Origin of the sequence: Methanorbis rubei, assembly GCF_032714495.1 — an archaeon.
GTDB lineage: Archaea > Halobacteriota > Methanomicrobia > Methanomicrobiales > Methanocorpusculaceae > Methanocorpusculum > Methanocorpusculum rubei.
Genome location: NZ_JAWDKB010000001.1, coordinates 1 through 15,132 on the forward strand (window position 1 = coordinate 1; position 15,132 = coordinate 15,132).

At 49.2% G+C, this 15,132-nt stretch carries 16 protein-coding genes and 1 tRNA gene; 6 read left to right on the top strand and 11 right to left on the bottom strand.

What is annotated here, in order from left to right; genetic code table 11:
- The 7 genes from McpCs1_RS00005 to McpCs1_RS00035 form a co-directional block, all read right to left on the bottom strand.
- The coding region (locus McpCs1_RS00005; RefSeq protein ID WP_338094946.1) for a hypothetical protein at window positions 1–111 on the bottom strand (111 nt) is incomplete at its 3' end.
- 519 nt (window positions 112–630) lie between these two features.
- Window positions 631–891: a hypothetical protein gene (locus McpCs1_RS00010; protein WP_338095218.1), complete on the bottom strand. Its 261-nt coding sequence runs from the start codon at window positions 889–891 to the stop codon at window positions 631–633.
- Between the two features lie 227 nt (window positions 892–1,118).
- A tRNA-Ser gene (locus McpCs1_RS00015) sits at window positions 1,119–1,202 on the bottom strand.
- Window positions 1,203–1,340: 138 nt separating this feature from the next.
- Entirely contained in the window at window positions 1,341–2,927 is a 1,587-nt protein-coding gene (gene thsA, locus McpCs1_RS00020; RefSeq protein ID WP_338095219.1) for a thermosome subunit alpha, read from the bottom strand.
- Between the two features lie 80 nt (window positions 2,928–3,007).
- Complete coding sequence (locus tag McpCs1_RS00025; protein ID WP_338095220.1) at window positions 3,008–3,610, bottom strand: orotate phosphoribosyltransferase-like protein; 603 nt, start codon at window positions 3,608–3,610, stop codon at window positions 3,008–3,010.
- Between the two features lie 212 nt (window positions 3,611–3,822).
- Window positions 3,823–4,308, bottom strand: coding sequence for an NOB1 family endonuclease (locus McpCs1_RS00030; protein WP_338095221.1), 486 nt, complete (start codon window positions 4,306–4,308; stop codon window positions 3,823–3,825).
- A gap of 5 nt (window positions 4,309–4,313) precedes the next feature.
- The gene (locus McpCs1_RS00035) at window positions 4,314–5,159 is read right to left on the bottom strand and encodes a ribose-phosphate diphosphokinase (protein WP_338095222.1); all 846 of its coding nucleotides are present in this window, start codon (window positions 5,157–5,159) and stop codon (window positions 4,314–4,316) included.
- 263 nt (window positions 5,160–5,422) lie between these two features.
- On the opposite strand from McpCs1_RS00035, the gene lonB reads away from it, so the two are divergent.
- The 5 genes from lonB (at window position 5,423) to McpCs1_RS00060 (ending at window position 11,652) form a co-directional block, all read left to right on the top strand.
- Window positions 5,423–7,279: an ATP-dependent protease LonB gene (lonB, locus tag McpCs1_RS00040; RefSeq protein ID WP_338095568.1), complete on the top strand. Its 1,857-nt coding sequence runs from the start codon at window positions 5,423–5,425 to the stop codon at window positions 7,277–7,279.
- 287 nt (window positions 7,280–7,566) lie between these two features.
- Window positions 7,567–8,904, top strand: a complete 1,338-nt coding sequence (locus McpCs1_RS00045) for a TldD/PmbA family protein (RefSeq protein WP_338095223.1) — start codon at window positions 7,567–7,569, stop codon at window positions 8,902–8,904.
- Window positions 8,897–10,195 (top strand): TldD/PmbA family protein, encoded by a 1,299-nt coding sequence (locus tag McpCs1_RS00050; protein WP_338095224.1) that lies wholly within the window; start codon window positions 8,897–8,899, stop codon window positions 10,193–10,195. The genes McpCs1_RS00045 and McpCs1_RS00050 overlap by 8 nt, the downstream gene beginning before the upstream one ends.
- Before the next feature lie 277 nt (window positions 10,196–10,472).
- The gene (locus tag McpCs1_RS00055) at window positions 10,473–10,760 is read left to right on the top strand and encodes a ribbon-helix-helix domain-containing protein (RefSeq protein ID WP_338095225.1); all 288 of its coding nucleotides are present in this window, start codon (window positions 10,473–10,475) and stop codon (window positions 10,758–10,760) included.
- A gap of 67 nt (window positions 10,761–10,827) precedes the next feature.
- A complete protein-coding gene (locus tag McpCs1_RS00060) occupies window positions 10,828–11,652 on the top strand; it encodes a hypothetical protein (protein WP_338095226.1) in 825 nt (274 codons plus the stop codon).
- Window positions 11,653–11,889: 237 nt separating this feature from the next.
- Here McpCs1_RS00060 and McpCs1_RS00065 read toward each other — a convergent pair whose 3' ends face one another.
- From McpCs1_RS00065 to McpCs1_RS00080, 4 genes are all read right to left on the bottom strand, one after another.
- A complete protein-coding gene (locus McpCs1_RS00065) occupies window positions 11,890–12,129 on the bottom strand; it encodes a hypothetical protein (RefSeq protein ID WP_338095227.1) in 240 nt (79 codons plus the stop codon).
- On the bottom strand, window positions 12,126–12,632 hold the full coding sequence (locus tag McpCs1_RS00070; protein WP_338095228.1) for a hypothetical protein: 507 nt from the start codon (window positions 12,630–12,632) through the stop codon (window positions 12,126–12,128). Before McpCs1_RS00070 ends, McpCs1_RS00065 begins: the two co-directional genes overlap by 4 nt.
- A gap of 264 nt (window positions 12,633–12,896) precedes the next feature.
- Window positions 12,897–13,625 (bottom strand): ATPase domain-containing protein, encoded by a 729-nt coding sequence (locus McpCs1_RS00075; RefSeq protein ID WP_338095229.1) that lies wholly within the window; start codon window positions 13,623–13,625, stop codon window positions 12,897–12,899.
- A gap of 2 nt (window positions 13,626–13,627) precedes the next feature.
- The gene (locus McpCs1_RS00080) at window positions 13,628–14,485 is read right to left on the bottom strand and encodes an RAD55 family ATPase (RefSeq protein WP_338095230.1); all 858 of its coding nucleotides are present in this window, start codon (window positions 14,483–14,485) and stop codon (window positions 13,628–13,630) included.
- 177 nt (window positions 14,486–14,662) lie between these two features.
- Between McpCs1_RS00080 and McpCs1_RS00085 the strand changes: the two genes are divergently transcribed.
- Window positions 14,663–15,067 (top strand): hypothetical protein, encoded by a 405-nt coding sequence (locus McpCs1_RS00085; protein ID WP_338095231.1) that lies wholly within the window; start codon window positions 14,663–14,665, stop codon window positions 15,065–15,067.
- Window positions 15,068–15,132 lie beyond the last annotated feature (65 nt).

The following is a 15,132-nucleotide window of genomic DNA, read 5'->3' on the forward strand; positions in this document are numbered from 1 at the left end:
GCCGCGCTGGCACGGCTGGACATCACAAATCTTGCCGTCTTTGACGACAAGGTTGAAGGTACAGCCTGCACCGCAGTAAGGACAGGTAGTGGTTACATACTTAATTTCCATGGATAAACCTCGGATAATAAACCCCGAGCTGCATCCATGTAATCACGTGCACCCTGATTTTCCATGGACAAAAACTCGGCTAATAGTAACTCTCGAAATTCAACATAATAACTTTTCCATTTTCTCATGTTTTTTGTATATTAATAGTGGGTTTGTACCCAAAGTTCGGCGAATCTAAATTCATTTTTTGGAATTGATTTAATTTACTGGTTAAACAGGTATGATCATGTGGCGCGCATTTTTAGGGGTTTTTGAGGATTATTTTGGTGCTTTTGCGATGGATTAACTAAACATGATTAACACACATACTGTCTTCAATATCAGACAAGTGGCACAAACTGGTGTTTTATGATCTCTATTTATTGTTTCTGATTTGAATCTGAAAACGAAGGACAATTCTGGTGAAAATTGTGATCTGCAAAGCCGCATATATCCTGCATGACGTATCTCAAAACTGTTAACATGCCGGATCGAAAAATGCAACTCGTATGAAAAAAAATGTTGAAGCTCTGCCTTCTCTCAGGCGGCTTCTGCGATGATTGGAATCACTACTTTTCTGTAGGCTCCGTCATCGCTCTGCTGGACCATCCTCAGCTCATAGACGCCGGGTTTTTCCGCCTGAATTGTCCAGGAGTACTGTCCCGCAGCATCTGGTGAGGACATGTTGTCGGTTACTTTGAGTCCCCGGGACTGCAGAGTTTTCCATGACTGTTTGCTTGGGCTCGTCACGGTTACCGTAAAACTCCGCGCGTTGATTTTTCGGATCGTATATGAGTCCATGTTCGTATTCTCCGTTCTGTATAGTATGATTAAGCAGCTATGCTGTTTAGTAATTGAGACTTTATCGTCATACTATAAAAACACGATGGTGATATTTTGCGCATAATTGCTTATCTTCAACATCGTTTTGGAAAATATTTCGCCGAATTCATCATCGACATAACTGTCGGAAATTCGGATATGAATCATAAAAAAACTCTTTGAAGCAATATCTTGAAAAACAAAGACGCCGAGGGGGAGATTTGAACTCCCGAGGTATTGCTACCAGAGGCTTTCGAGGCCACCGCCCTTCCGGACTAGACTACCTCGGCACGTCCGATTCTGTTGGCTTTTGGTATGCGCGACGCAATTTCGCTGATGTGATCAAAAACGACTCAGCCGTGCTGCATTACCTGCCTACATACATAGACTTGAACTCTAAAAAAGATAGTGTTTTTGGATATTGATCTTTACATCTGGCCTGCGCCTTTGCTGACCATCATGTCATCGACACGGATCAGGAGCATGGCAGTCTCGGATGCACTCTGAATTGCCTGACGCTTGACACGTTTCGGTTCAACAACGCCTGCTGCCTTCATGTCAACAACTTTTCCGGTGAAGACATCAAGACCTGCGTACTTCTGACCGGTTGCATGTGCCTGACGGAGGTCGATAACTTTGTCGACGGTATCAAATCCTGAGTTCTCGGCAAGAGTCTTCGGAATGATCTCGAATGCCTTTGCATAGCCCTCGATTGCGAGCTGGACACGTCCGCCCTCGGTTGCTGCGTACTCACGGATTCTCAGGGACAGCTCGGTCTCAACTGAACCGCCGCCGATCGTGTAGGAACCATCCTCAATGACATCCTGCACGACACGTTTTGCATCTTCGACTGCACGCTCAAGCTCATCAACAAGGTGCTGAGAGGATCCGCGCAGAAGAATCGTCACTGCCTGCGGGTTCTTGCAGCCTGAGAGTTTCGTCATCTCAAGGTCTTCAAGCATGTCAAGGTTGCCTGCGGTACCGATAACTTCAGGGGAAAGGTCCTCGGGTTTGTTGACAATCTGGCCGCCGAGTGCTCTTGCTGCGTACTTGAGATCCTTTTCCGGAACAAACTCAAGTGCATAGATGCCGCTCTCGCCGAGATAGTACTGAACCGGATCTGCAATTCCTTTCTGACAGAGGACAACGTTCACACCGTTCTCAACAAACTGCTGTGCCATTGCTTTCAGGGTCTCGCGTTCTGCAACAGAGAATGCTTCAAGCTGCTCGTGGGACGTGATCTTAATCTTGGATTTGGTCTGGGTCTTGGTGATCTCAAGCGGGTTTGCAATGAATGCTGCCTTCACGCCTTTGATCTTCTTCGGCATCAGTGCATCAAGTCTGGTCTTGTCGATTAAAACTCCCTTGATGAGTTCTGCGTCCATGGACTCACTGCGTTTGGTCTTGACAAGAATGTCGTCCTCGTTGACGATGGTCTTCTTGCCGACCGTGGTTGCAACTGTGCTGACTGCTTCAACAATAATGTCGCAGGCTTTGTCCATCATCATCTCAATGGACTTGCCGGTCATTGCGGTCTTTGCAATCTGTTTCAGCATTGCAGTATCCTTCGGGGTCACGTCGATTGCGAGACTGTCGAGGATCTCCATTGCCTTTGCCATGCCGAGGTTGTAGCCTTTTGCGATAACCGACGGGTGAACACCGGTATCGATCAGCTTCTCGGCCTGCTCCATAAAGGATCCGACCAGTACAACTGCGGTTGTGGTTCCGTCGCCGCACTCGTCGTCCTGGGTCTCTGCGACCTCAACAACGAGCTTTGCTCCCGGGTGCTGGACCTGAATCTGGTGGAGAATTGTCGCACCATCGTTGGTGATGACAATGTCGTCGCTTCCTTGTGCAACCAGCATTTTGTCCATGCCGCGTGGGCCAAGGGTGGTCCGAACGGTGTTGCCGAGAACTTTTGCGGCCATGATATTTGAGCGAAGCGCTTCTTGTCCGGGCACGTGCTCAACGTTTTCCCGTAAAATAACGACAGGCTGTCCTGATCTGCTTGACATAAATTCTATTATCTCCTGTACTCGTGTGATAAAAATGGAATTGAACTTCTATATATATTATGTGTATTGGGTATTTTCCCTTAGTCAACAAGCCGTATAGAGAACAGCGAGTAGACCGGAACACCGTCAACTTCGGTCATGCCGCGCTTGTCAAAGATGACGAGAATGGCAACCGGAGTCGCATTGTGTCTGCGAAGATAAGCGACGAGTTCCTTGAGGGTGTTTCCGGACGTGATGACGTCGTCGACGAGAATGCAGCGTTTGCCGCTGATTTTTCCGAAATTTCCTGAGATGCCTCCGGGTCCGTCCTCGGCATTGTGCTTGGACGGGTGGTAGATGGAGAGGTCGAGTCCGTCTTCAGCTGCAATCAGGGTTGCAAGCGGAACTCCGGAGATGGAGATGCCGACAACTGAGTCTATTTCTTCATCGACCGTGCCGCCAGTTTCCGCGTCAAAGCATGCGGACATCATGGATGCGATGCCGCCAAGAAGGGTTGCGTTGGAGCTGACGGTCGTCCAGTCGATGTGCACGTCTTTGGGAACTGCGGTGTTTGTTTTGCTCTGGGTGAGAAGCCAGGTGACCGTGTCTACAGACAGACTCATTTCGTCAGCAATCTGACCGGATGAGTGACCGTCCGCACGGAGATCTTTTGCTTTTGCCATAAGCTCTTCGAGGGAAGACATATGATAGAATATCGAGTTTGGGGAATTATTAATCTTGGGTTTTCTCCAAACGTTGTACCTGTCGCAGCTCCGCCCACGGAAAACGCTGAACACACAGAAATTTCACAGAAAAAAAACATCACGGAGCAGACGTGAACAGCACGGAACACAAAAATAATTCATTTCCGTGTGTTCCGTTTTTCCGTGGGCGGAGCCGTAGTGCGTACAAACGCCTATCTCTTTCTCTCCAAACCCCTCTTCTCGGTCCCGCGTTTCAACGGCAGTGACCCGCAGACCGGACAGTCAGCTTCACCGTCGGGAATTTCTGCGCCGCAGCCGCTGCAGATATTTTTCCAGACTCTTCGCTTTGCTTTCTTCTGCATAAGATTCTGTACCGGAATCTTCAGATGGCGACAGACATTCTGTACCGCAAAGTCATCCGAGACCACCGTTCCTTCGAGCGTAAGCCCCAGAGCAATGACCGAGATGTCGGTCTCCGAGAGTACCCGCACGTCGCCTGACTTACCCGCAGCCTCGCGGACTCGGAGCTCTGCCTCCGGCTCCGGCTCAGAGATGGTGAGGCCTCTGCTTTGCATCACCTCATACCGCATCTTTGATGCAGCGTCCCTCAGCTCATCAACAACGCCGGACGTTGTTGCAAACTCTCCGTCAAACGGGTACTCCCCGAAAAAAAATGAAGTATCCAAAATATAGCGCATGAACGTTATCTGCGAACTGCGTCTGCAATCACGGTTGAAGCAGTAATTTTGCTGCTTGCACGCTCAATCGTATCAGATGACGCAACATCAGCAAGTCCTGCCTGCATCAGCTTCACATACCCGCCGCTTGCAAACACGCCGTGCACTCCTGCGGCACGGACTGACGTTGCTCCCTGTTCCTTGAGCATCCCGGCAGCTGTTGCCATCGACCCGCCGGTTGCAATAATATCATCCACAATGATACAGTCACGGCCGTTTGCCTCAAGATGCTTCGGCGCCATCTTCACCTCTGATCCCGAAAGTCTGGTCTTGTCAAGATGATCGCAGTCCCAGCCTCCGAAAGATGCCACACCTTTTGCAAACTCCCATGCCCCGTCATCGGGCGCGAGCACCAGCGGGTCTGCGAGGTTCATCGTCTTGATGTACTCGCCAACTTTTGGCGCGATCGTCAGATTCTGTGCTGGGCACTTGAAGTGGGAAAGAACTGACGGATCATGAATATTTACCGTGAAAATGCGTGACGCCCCCTCCGAAAGAATGCGTGCCAGCGCACGGGCGCTGATCGGCTCGCCTTCATTGAACCTTTTGTCCTGACGTGCGTAGCCCATGTACGGAAGAACAAGCGTCGTGTTTCTTCCCTCGCACGCGTCCAGCATGAGGACTGCCTGCAGAACGGATCCTGCATCAACCGTGCTTGCAACGATAACCATCTCGTCATCCAGGTCCATCACCCGCACATACTGTTCTCCGTCAGGGAACGTGTTGTATTTGACCTCGGCAATCTTACAGCCAAGATTTTCGGCTACCCGTGCGGCGAGGAGCTGACTTTTTTCGGTATAGATAACTTTCATGGCAGTACTCTTCCATCTTCTATCTTTTACTGAAACTACTTAAACCATCATCAAGCACAATATTAACACTCTCTAATAAGGTGAGGTAAGAATAAACTATGAATGATTTTGATACTGCGACCGACTCCGCTGATGGCGCACATATGGGGAATGCGCCGGTCATCAGCCAGGGAGTTGAGGAGTTGTCTGCTCCTGCGCGGGAAGATCCAAACGTGCCGAAAATATTTGCATCCGACGAGTTTGACTTAGAACTTTTTGGCGGCATGCGGTTTGACACAACTGCTGATATCATCATCCCGCCGTCATTGATCGATCAGGTGATTGGTCAGGAACATGCGGTTGAGGTCATCAAAAAAGCGGCAACACAGCGCCGCCATGTGATGATGATCGGCAGTCCTGGTACCGGAAAGTCGATGCTTGCCAAAGCAATGGCTGAACTTCTGCCAAAAGAGGAGATGCAGGACATTCTCACCTACCCAAACGCAGAAGACAATAATAATCCGATCATCCGTGTGGTTCCGGCAGGCCGCGGCAAGGAAATTGTTGCCGCTCACCGTACCGAGGCACGCAAGCGTGTTTCGTCCCGGAACACGATGCTGATGGTGATCATTTTAGGTGTGATCGTGTTCGCCATCTTCAGCGGTCAGCTGATTATGGGACTTTTAGTGGTTCTCATGCTGTTCTTTGTTTTCAAGAGCATGATGCCGCGGGACGAGGCGATGGTGCCAAAGCTGATCGTCTCCAACAAACCTGACTCCAAAGCGCCGTTCGTTGACGGTACCGGAACCCATGCAGGTGCACTGCTTGGCGATGTCCGTCACGACCCGTTCCAGTCCGGAGGTCTTGAGACGCCGTCTCACGACCGTGTGGAGGCAGGAGCTATCCACCGCGCTCACAAGGGAGTGCTGTTCATTGATGAGATCAATACGCTTGAGCTTCCCTCGCAGCAGAGTCTTCTCACCGCTCTGCAGGAGGGAGAGTTCCCGATTACCGGTCAGAGCGAGAGATCGTCAGGTGCAATGGTCAGAACCGAGAATGTTCCCTGCCGGTTCATTATGATCGCGGCAGGAAATCTGGATGCGATGCAGGGCATGCACCCGGCACTGCGCAGCCGTATCCGCGGATACGGTTACGAGGTCTACATGGGCGAGACGATGGATGACACGATGCAGAACCGTGCCCGCCTCGTCCGCTTCATTGCGCAGGAAGTCCAGAACGATGCAAAGATTCCCCACTTTGATCCGTCAGCAGTTTCTGAGATCCTCCGCGAGGCACGCCGCAGGTCCGGCCGCAAGGGTCATCTTACCCTGAAGCTTCGTGACCTCGGTGGTCTTGTGCGTGTTGCAGGAGATCTTGCCCGTCAGGCAGGAGACTCTGCAACCACGATGAAGCATGTGGTTGATGCGAAGCAGATTGCAAGATCGGTCGAAGATCAGATCTCTGATGAGTACATCAGAAGAACCCGCGATTATGATCTGACGATTGTGGAAGGGAACCTTGTCGGCCGCGTGAACGGCCTTGCGGTTGTCGGCAATGATGCGGGATCGGTTCTGCCGATCACTGCTGAGGTTACGCCGTCGCAGGGTGCGGGAGCGGTGATTGCAACCGGTCTTCTGAAGGAGATTGCGCAGGAGTCGATCAAGAACGTGAGCGCTTTGATCAAGAAGTTCTCAGGAACCGACATCCGCAAGGTGGATATCCACGTGCAGTTTATTGGAACCTACAATGGTGTTGAGGGCGACTCGGCATCTATCACGGTGGCAACTGCGGTTATCAGTGCTCTTGAGAATATTCCTGTTCGTCAGGCTGTTGCGATGACGGGATCCCTCTCGGTTCGCGGTGATGTTCTTCCGATTGGCGGCGTGACCTATAAGATTGAGGCTGCGGCAAAGGCCGGTATCCACACGGTCATCATTCCGCAGTCGAATCTTGATGACGTGCTGATTGAGGAGCGGTACAAGCAGATGGTTACGATCCTTCCGGTGACGAGAATCGAGGAGGTTCTGCGGTATGCTCTGGTACCTGAGGATACCGAGGCTTTTGAGAAAAAGCTCTCGATGATCGGCAAGCACATGGAGATCCCGAAGATGCCTGCTGTTGCGGAAGCAACAGAGGCCTAATTTTTTTTTGATTTTTTAATCAATGTAGTTGTACTTGGAGTAACCACGGAATGCACTGAGCATACGGAGCTTCACTGAATGCACGGAGAACGCCTGCGGCGCCGGAATGCACGGAAATTTTTTTTTGAAAAAATCTATTTTGTATTGTTGATCTTTGGAGATATCCGTGCATTTCCGCGAAACGGTGAGCAGGCCGCAGGCATGCGAATCGTGTTTACTCCAAGTACAACCACACCTCTCCATTTCCAAAATCAGTTATCCATCCCATGCACACATAATACCCAGCAATGGATACGATACGCTACTATGATATCCGGTACGTCCGCGGCAACTCCACCACAATCACGGTGGAGAACGGCGACGTGGAGTCTGCCGGCTCAAACTTTTTCGGCAAAGCCCTCATCCGCGTTCTCGGTGAACACGGCTGGGGCTATTACACCGCCTCCCCCTTTGATCCTGACAACAGTAAAGCAAAGCAGGAGTACATCAGTCGCGCTGCCCGCGCCGCAAAACTTGCCAATGTCTCTGCGGAGATAGCAGACGTTCCCTATGGCTCCCCCCGCAGCTGGTCATGCTCGGCAGCTGAACAGGCAGCAATCCCGCTTGAAGAAAAAGCCGCTCTCCTTCTTCAGATGGAAGGCCGCGCAAAAATTTCCGAAGTGGTCAGCACATCCGCCAGATACGCAGAGCAGTATCATGATGTCTGGTTTGAGGACTGCAACGGATACTCGGCAAAATCCTCCACGTGCAGAACACTCTTCACCATCTCAGCAGTCGCCGCCCGCAGCGGAAACATGCAGATGAACTATGAACAGGAAGCAGTTGTCGGACCATTGAATCTGAAAGAGTACCTCGACTGCGGAGAAAAATGTGCGAAACGTGCGGTTGAACTCCTCGACGCCTCCGCAGTCTCGGGCGGAAGAATGCCCGCGGTCCTTGACCCTGCGATTGGCGGCGTGTTCGCTCACGAAGCAGTCGGTCATGCGAGCGAAGGCGACGCAGTCCGTGATGGCGTCTCTGTCCTTGCCGGAAAACTCGGGACGAGTGTCGGCTCACCACTCGTCACCATCATCGACGACCCTTCTATGCATGGTTACGGCTACGAACCCTTCGATGCGGAAGGCATCGCCTGCGGTCCGACCGAACTCATCAGAGAAGGAATCATGAACGCGTACATGCACTCCCGCGAAACCCTTGCCGCAGTCGGCCTTGAGACCGGAGACGCAGGCCATGCCCGTGCAGAACCCGGCATGCAGCCGCTTGTTCGGATGAGCAACACCTACATCAAAGAAGGCGACTCCAGTTACGATGAGATCATTGCCGAGTGCAAAAACGGCATTCTCTTGATCGGTTCCCGCGGCGGTCAGGTGGACCCCGGCCGCGGCGCATTCCAGTTCAATGCAAAGTACGGCTACAAAATCGTGAACGGCGAAACCGCTGGCATGATTCGCGACGTATCACTCTCAGGAGACATCCTCTCGGTTCTCCACAACATCGCCCTCTGCGGAAACGATCGGAAAATGTCCTCGGGAATGTGCGGCAAAGGCCAGTCTGTCCCTGTCTCGGACGGAGCCCCGCATGTGTATCTGACTGAAGCAATGGTAGGAGGATCCGGAAATGCATGAAAATCTGATCGACACTGATGTGATTCTTCGCGCAGGAGAAAAACTGGCAGATGAGATCGAGGTCCTCGTCCTCTCCTTTGAAGACCTCTCGCTTGAACAGCGGGAGATGGCGGTCTCCGCAGTCTCCGAACACGCGGGCTCAACGATCTACATCCGCACTGTTACCAACAAAAAAATCGGAGTCTCGTCAACCTCGGATCCCGGCCGCTGGAAGGAATGCCTCGCAGCCTCGGTCTCCTCGGCAAAACTTGCCGAGCCGGTGGAAGGATGGAAAGGACTTCCGGCTCCGGCAGCTCTTCCTGCCGGTGATGACCCGTTCGACCCGAACCTCTCCATCGATCCTGACACCGCGGCAGCATTTCTGAAACGAATGAACGAAGGAGCTGCTGCGCATGCCGACGCCCGCGTGGTGAGTGCGGGAGTTTCCCTCTCGAAAGGTCTGTCGGTTCTCGCCAACAGCCACGGCATCCGGTACGAGCGAAAGATGACCGGCATCTCCCTTGGCCTTGACGCCATTGCCGGTACTTCGACCGGCTACGAGTATGACTCATCCCCGTTCCTGAATCGCATCAACCCTGAGAAGATGGGTGAACAGACAACCTTCTGGGCAACCGCCTCACGAAATGGTGTGGACGTTGCGACCGAAAAACGCGGCGTCGTCTTCTCCGAACATGTGGTGGACTCGCTTATTCTGGACTTGTTCACTGAAGCCATCAACGGAAGAAATGTTCTGACTGGCAAGTCGATCTTTGCCGGAAAACTCGGCGAGGTCGTTGCCGACTCATCTCTTTCGATCGCTGATGTTCCCATGGACCCGCTTGGAAACAGCATGAGAAGATTTGACACCGAAGGAACCCTTGCGTCCCGCCGCGAGATTATTGCCGGCGGCGTGCTGTCGTCCTACCTCTACGACTGCAAGACCGCAGGTCAGGCAGGAGTCTCTTCGACCGGCAACGCGCTTCGCGGCGCGGGCGGCGCAACCTACATCGCTCCGCATTGTCTGCGGGTGTCGGGAAAAATCTCTGATGTCACCAAAGAGCCGTGCATGTTTGTCAGAGAAGTGATCGGTGCGCACACCGCAAACCCGTTGACCGGCGAGTTCTCTGTTGAGGTCGCGAACGCATTTCTGATGGAGGAAGGGGAGTTCCTTCAGCCGGTGAAAAAAGCAATGATCGCAGGAAACGTCTTTGATATTCTGAAAAATATCGGCGGCATCAGTGCCGAGACAAAAACTTTTGACGGCGCGGTCGTGCCAAAGATGCGTGTCTCCGGCATGCAGGTCATCGGCTGATCAACCATCCACTTTTTTTACCTCACCGCCAGTCTTTTGCAGATGATGTCTGTTGGGTGATGAACATTGCATCTTTATTCATGATCCGTCCCCAAAAATGTATTATTTTAAGATTTTGTGATGTTTGCATTTGTTTCGTGATGTTTTTTTTCTTGTTTTACATTTTTTGTGGGATGAAATATGATCGCCGATGAACATTATTTTTCGATAAATGAATATTGATGCAAAGCCTTGATGATGGGAATTCTCATATTTGAGTACATCCTATATGATAGTAATGGCTGCAGCAAAACGTCTGTGCAAAAAACCTACCTCATATAAATTACCTGTTGATATTGAGGTACTTCTGCATAATGCAGTGGAAAGCGGTGAGTACAACAATACGTCGGATGTCATTACTGCTGCTCTTCGTTTCTTTTTCCAGCACAGAGATATCAAACAGGTCAAAGACGATATGTCGCTTTTGAAAATTGACATTCATGAACTCAATGTGAAAAATCAGTCTATGGAACAACATCTGGCTGATCTCGAGGCACAAATTAAAGTTTTGCAGTCTCGCAAATAATTTTTCATTTTTGAGATGATTTTTTCAGGCAAAGACTGATATTCTGTCGTGTTCAACATTCCATTGTATGATGGTAACCCGTCTTCTTTCGGTACTTCTTGTCATTGTGCTGGTGGTTGTTTCTGTCGGATACCTGACCGGCGTAATTGGCAATAGCCATGGTGACTCTGGAAATATGTTTTCATCCACCACTCCGACCCCTTCTCCGACGCCGGTTTTCGCGACTCCAACGTCCACTCTTACGCCCGAGGCGGCTCCGACCTGGGATACAATCCCGATTTCTGGGCAGGTGAATGAAATCGTGACCTTTACTCCTACGGTTACAATGACTGCTACTGTGCCAACGATGAGTGATATTGCTCCTGCCTATTTTGTCCACATGGATGACACCATGCAGTACAACACTTCCACCGTGCGGACGTTTGATTTGGATGTTGTTGAGGTGCCGTTTGTCCTCTACTTTTCCTTCAACCCGGGAAAAGTGAAGAAGACTTATGTCACAAAGGATGCAACCTCGTCCAACTCGGTGAGCTATAATTTCTGGAATCCGCTTACCGGTAAGTATGAGTCGAAGTCCCAGACCGAGTCGAGATATTCGGTAAAATCGACGGATGTGATCGATCCGAATGCATGGTTCAGGATTGATGTGATCCGCGTGTATGATGATCCGAAGCAGTATGCTGATGCGGTTCAGCTTGGCGGCGGGAAGGAAAAACTTGCTGAGAAGAAACTCCTCTATGGTGATAACGGAATTATTGTGAAGCAGGATGGTTACGCCCGCGGCTACAGTAGTGAGGTTGAAAAAGAGCTGAAGCTTTTCAGCTCCGGTCATTATTTCATAAAAGTTACAGGAAATCAGATTGTTGCAAATATTCAGATGCTTTCACCATAATGGTGAGAGTTTTTTTTTGAGTGGGGGCACGCGATGATGAATCTTTTTTTAACATGATGCCGTGTTGTGGTTTTTTACAACATGAAACAACAAAAAAACACGAAATGTTTTCTTCACAAAATATTGCAAAATCCAAAAAATCGGAACGTTAACGCGATAGTTGCTACTGATTTAGTCTTGCACTTCGCAGAATCACGTTATGTCACTTCCATTTGGAAAAAAAGATTTGGTAATTTCTTACTCTTCTTCAGTCTCAGAGGTGTAGATGAGAATTGTTCCGTCATCTTCGTCCATGCTGTCAGAGACTACTCGTTCAATGACATCCATCCAGTTGCCGGTCGATTCATGTCTGGTGAGGGCGCGGGCAAGCAGCTCGGTAAGGAATAGCTTACGATCCGTTACTCCCTCCTCTTTCATTTTCTCTTCGATCAGTTTTTGTGTTTCCGGTGGAAAACTTAAGATCAGGTCGGAAGTCATCGTACGCCCTCTTCTTCAATTGTCTGGTCGTCGTCATCAAGCAGACTTTTTGCCACAAATCTGCGGAATCTCTCCTGAGCTTCAGGGGACTCGACATAGACAGTGACCACTTCCTGTATGGACTCCTGTTCGGCATGGGTACTTTGGTTGCAGGAAAGTTCCTCTACAATCAGTTTCTGAACAAACTCATCCCGGTTTGTTGCTCCTTCTTTTTTCATGAGACGGCTGATCTGTTGTCTTGTCGTCTCCGAGATATGGAGGTAGATCTTTGCGTTTTTTGCTAGCGAAAGTTTCGGGATAAGAGTGCTGATCATATAGATGATTGCAAGAAGTAATAGGACAATCAGCAGAACAAGCAGTATGACAATGAGTGCTATTGCGTCGGAAGAGACGAAGACCATGGCATGCTGTGGATCCACAGAAAGTGATCCTGCGCTGTCTGCTGCAGCGCACGGGACCGCACCGAACAGTACCAGCACAACGGCGATGTTCAGGTACGACATGATTTGTTTAATGTTGAGTATGTTAATCACTCCACTCTCAGATATACTACTATTTTTCCGTTCAAAAATATAATCATGCGTATGGAAGTATTTAGTGGTCTCGTTTTGAGAGGGGTCTGATTTCTGCCAGAATGCAGGTAATCGTGCCAGATTTTCTTTAGAGTAGATTTTATTGAGTGGTTTGGGATACATTATGTAATAAATAATATTCGATGTTTTATTGGAGTATGCGCGGATTTTTGGTATCCTCGCATGCTGCTCCAATCAAACATTCTTCGGTTTTTCCAAGTACGCCACTCCGCGATCATCGAACTCCAGCACTCTTCCCGCACGTTCATGCCTGCTGTATCGAGTTTTGAGAATTAATAGGACTTTCTGGTACGGATTGAGATAGGTGTCCTTTGGGAACTCTCGAAAGAGCAGTATCACATTGTCGGCGAACTTTTCCGAGTATTCACCCATGCTGTGTAAGGGTTTCGTCGAACTTGTAGAAAGTACAATGAAGGAGGTGCAGGGAATGGATTTGAGTGTCCAGTAGATATGGTAGATGGACATAATCGGAACATTACCGCTTACACGCAACGACTCTTCGTAAATGGTCAGCGGATCGATTACCAGACGCGAGATGTTGAGATTTCTCAGAAGCTCTGGTAGACCATTCCCCAGATAATAGGATAGGGAGTCAAAATTTTTTGGATCCAGTTTCAAAAAATGGATTTGTTTATCCAGTTTATCCTCCATCAAAGGATACATGTTCAGCAATTTTTTCTTGATTCTGTTGACATCATGGGTCAGGCTGATAAAGAGGACATTTTCTCCTTCATTTATGCCGCCAGCGAGAAACTGAAGAGCTATCGTGGTTCTACCGGTTCCACTATCTCCAATTAGTGCGGTTACGGTATTTTCCACATAACCTCCGTCTATCATTTCATCGAGCCCGGCAAGTCCGGTAGGGAGTTTTCGGTCTCCCTGCACAACCTGTTCTATGAACATATTTATGCCACTGTTCTCATGTTTGTGATCTCAAAACCTGTTTTTGTGGTTACGTTCACGTTGAAGATTACCATGTCACGTTGATCGATTAGGGGGAGCACTCCGTCAAATTTCTGGAGATACATCTGCCGCTGACGTTTTGTTTCAGTTTTTTTCTGCCAGAACAGGTGAATCACACCGTCACAGGTGTCGATCAGTTCAGTTTCCTGCCCATTATTTAACACTCCGGCGGTCAGCAGGAATACAATGGTGATCTTCCACATCTCGGATGCGCGTGTCAGTCCCCGCATAAAAGTTACCAACTCAAGCCACGTATCGGGTGTTTTAGTACAGTACGGCAGCAGTGCAGTCAGAGAATCAATAATAACAATGCTTTCCTCGGGCAGGTGGGTGATCTTGTCCATGATAACGGTCAGTCCGCCAAAATCATCTGATACCGGCATCTCCAGCATTCCATTGAGAGGATCTTTGGATCCGTACCAGTTGTAGGGTACGTGAGTTCTGCTGAAATAAATATCCGCAAAATCAGTATAATGAATTTTATCGATCATTTCATTGAACATATGGTACTTATTCGCGTTGAATAATTCAGTGATTTTATTTTTGAACTCGTCTTTTCCTGTTGTGAGGGACATGTAGTGATATTCTGACGGATACCAGGTACCTTTTGGTGCCGTTTCTCCGTAAATCTGGGAGGTACAATACTGCATCGCAGATGTCTGCAGAAGCTCAGTACCGCCAGCTCCAGGTTCTGAGAGGACAAGTACCGTCGTGCCTGAAGGGACTCCTCCTCCGAGAACTTTGTCCAGAGTCGGAATATTTGTAGGATGGATTCGTCGTTGTTCGCTTACTTCCGGCATAGTTAACTTATACCTCTTCCTTTGATCATCTTATATTTTGTCTCTGCAAAGAGCAAGTATAATTAATTGTGACTAACATACTTTATAGCTGAGTAGTTTCATATTACTTACAGAGGTCCCTAGGTGTGGAAAGTGATGGACTCTGTAAGCCCTTTAGGATTTTCTCAAGTGAATATCATGGCTAGTAAAAATACCTCGTTCACCCCGGCGATGGGGGTTGTACTGGTAATAGTAGTTATTGGATTACTGGTAGGTTCTGGTCTTTTTGTGATGGAAAATATCATGACTGAGGTCCAGACTACCCGTGATGTTCAGATAAATCTCGTACTTTCCGGAGATGACATTGTTGTAACCGCACTCCCCGGCGACGATGCTGCTCTGTTACGATCTGTTACGATCTATGTGGATGGTTCGAACTCCTTTTCGGATGCTGAGAGGACAAAAACAGCTTCGATAGGTGTGCCGCTTGTGTACGAAAATATTGCCCATGGTGTTACCGGTACCAGATTCGTAATGGTTAAGGGAACATTTTCGGACGGTAAAGATGAGATTCTGAAACAGATTCGAATTCAATTCTCCTAATACTTATATAATTTTTATTGGTAACTGTATGTTAAAATCGTAGAAATTTCCTGATAGAAACGGAT

Coding starts and splice junctions, on each gene's coding strand:
- McpCs1_RS00010 (WP_338095218.1), bottom strand. CDS start 891: ATGGACTCATATACGATCCGAAAAATCAACGCGCGGAGTTTTACGGTA.
- thsA (WP_338095219.1), bottom strand. CDS start 2,927: ATGTCAAGCAGATCAGGACAGCCTGTCGTTATTTTACGGGAAAACGTT.
- McpCs1_RS00025 (WP_338095220.1), bottom strand. CDS start 3,610: ATGTCTTCCCTCGAAGAGCTTATGGCAAAAGCAAAAGATCTCCGTGCG.
- McpCs1_RS00030 (WP_338095221.1), bottom strand. CDS start 4,308: ATGCGCTATATTTTGGATACTTCATTTTTTTTCGGGGAGTACCCGTTT.
- McpCs1_RS00035 (WP_338095222.1), bottom strand. CDS start 5,159: ATGAAAGTTATCTATACCGAAAAAAGTCAGCTCCTCGCCGCACGGGTA.
- lonB (WP_338095568.1), top strand. CDS start 5,423: ATGCGGTTTGACACAACTGCTGATATCATCATCCCGCCGTCATTGATC.
- McpCs1_RS00045 (WP_338095223.1), top strand. CDS start 7,567: ATGGATACGATACGCTACTATGATATCCGGTACGTCCGCGGCAACTCC.
- McpCs1_RS00050 (WP_338095224.1), top strand. CDS start 8,897: ATGCATGAAAATCTGATCGACACTGATGTGATTCTTCGCGCAGGAGAA.
- McpCs1_RS00055 (WP_338095225.1), top strand. CDS start 10,473: ATGGCTGCAGCAAAACGTCTGTGCAAAAAACCTACCTCATATAAATTA.
- McpCs1_RS00060 (WP_338095226.1), top strand. CDS start 10,828: ATGATGGTAACCCGTCTTCTTTCGGTACTTCTTGTCATTGTGCTGGTG.
- McpCs1_RS00065 (WP_338095227.1), bottom strand. CDS start 12,129: ATGACTTCCGACCTGATCTTAAGTTTTCCACCGGAAACACAAAAACTG.
- McpCs1_RS00070 (WP_338095228.1), bottom strand. CDS start 12,632: ATGTCGTACCTGAACATCGCCGTTGTGCTGGTACTGTTCGGTGCGGTC.
- McpCs1_RS00075 (WP_338095229.1), bottom strand. CDS start 13,625: ATGTTCATAGAACAGGTTGTGCAGGGAGACCGAAAACTCCCTACCGGA.
- McpCs1_RS00080 (WP_338095230.1), bottom strand. CDS start 14,485: ATGCCGGAAGTAAGCGAACAACGACGAATCCATCCTACAAATATTCCG.
- McpCs1_RS00085 (WP_338095231.1), top strand. CDS start 14,663: ATGGCTAGTAAAAATACCTCGTTCACCCCGGCGATGGGGGTTGTACTG.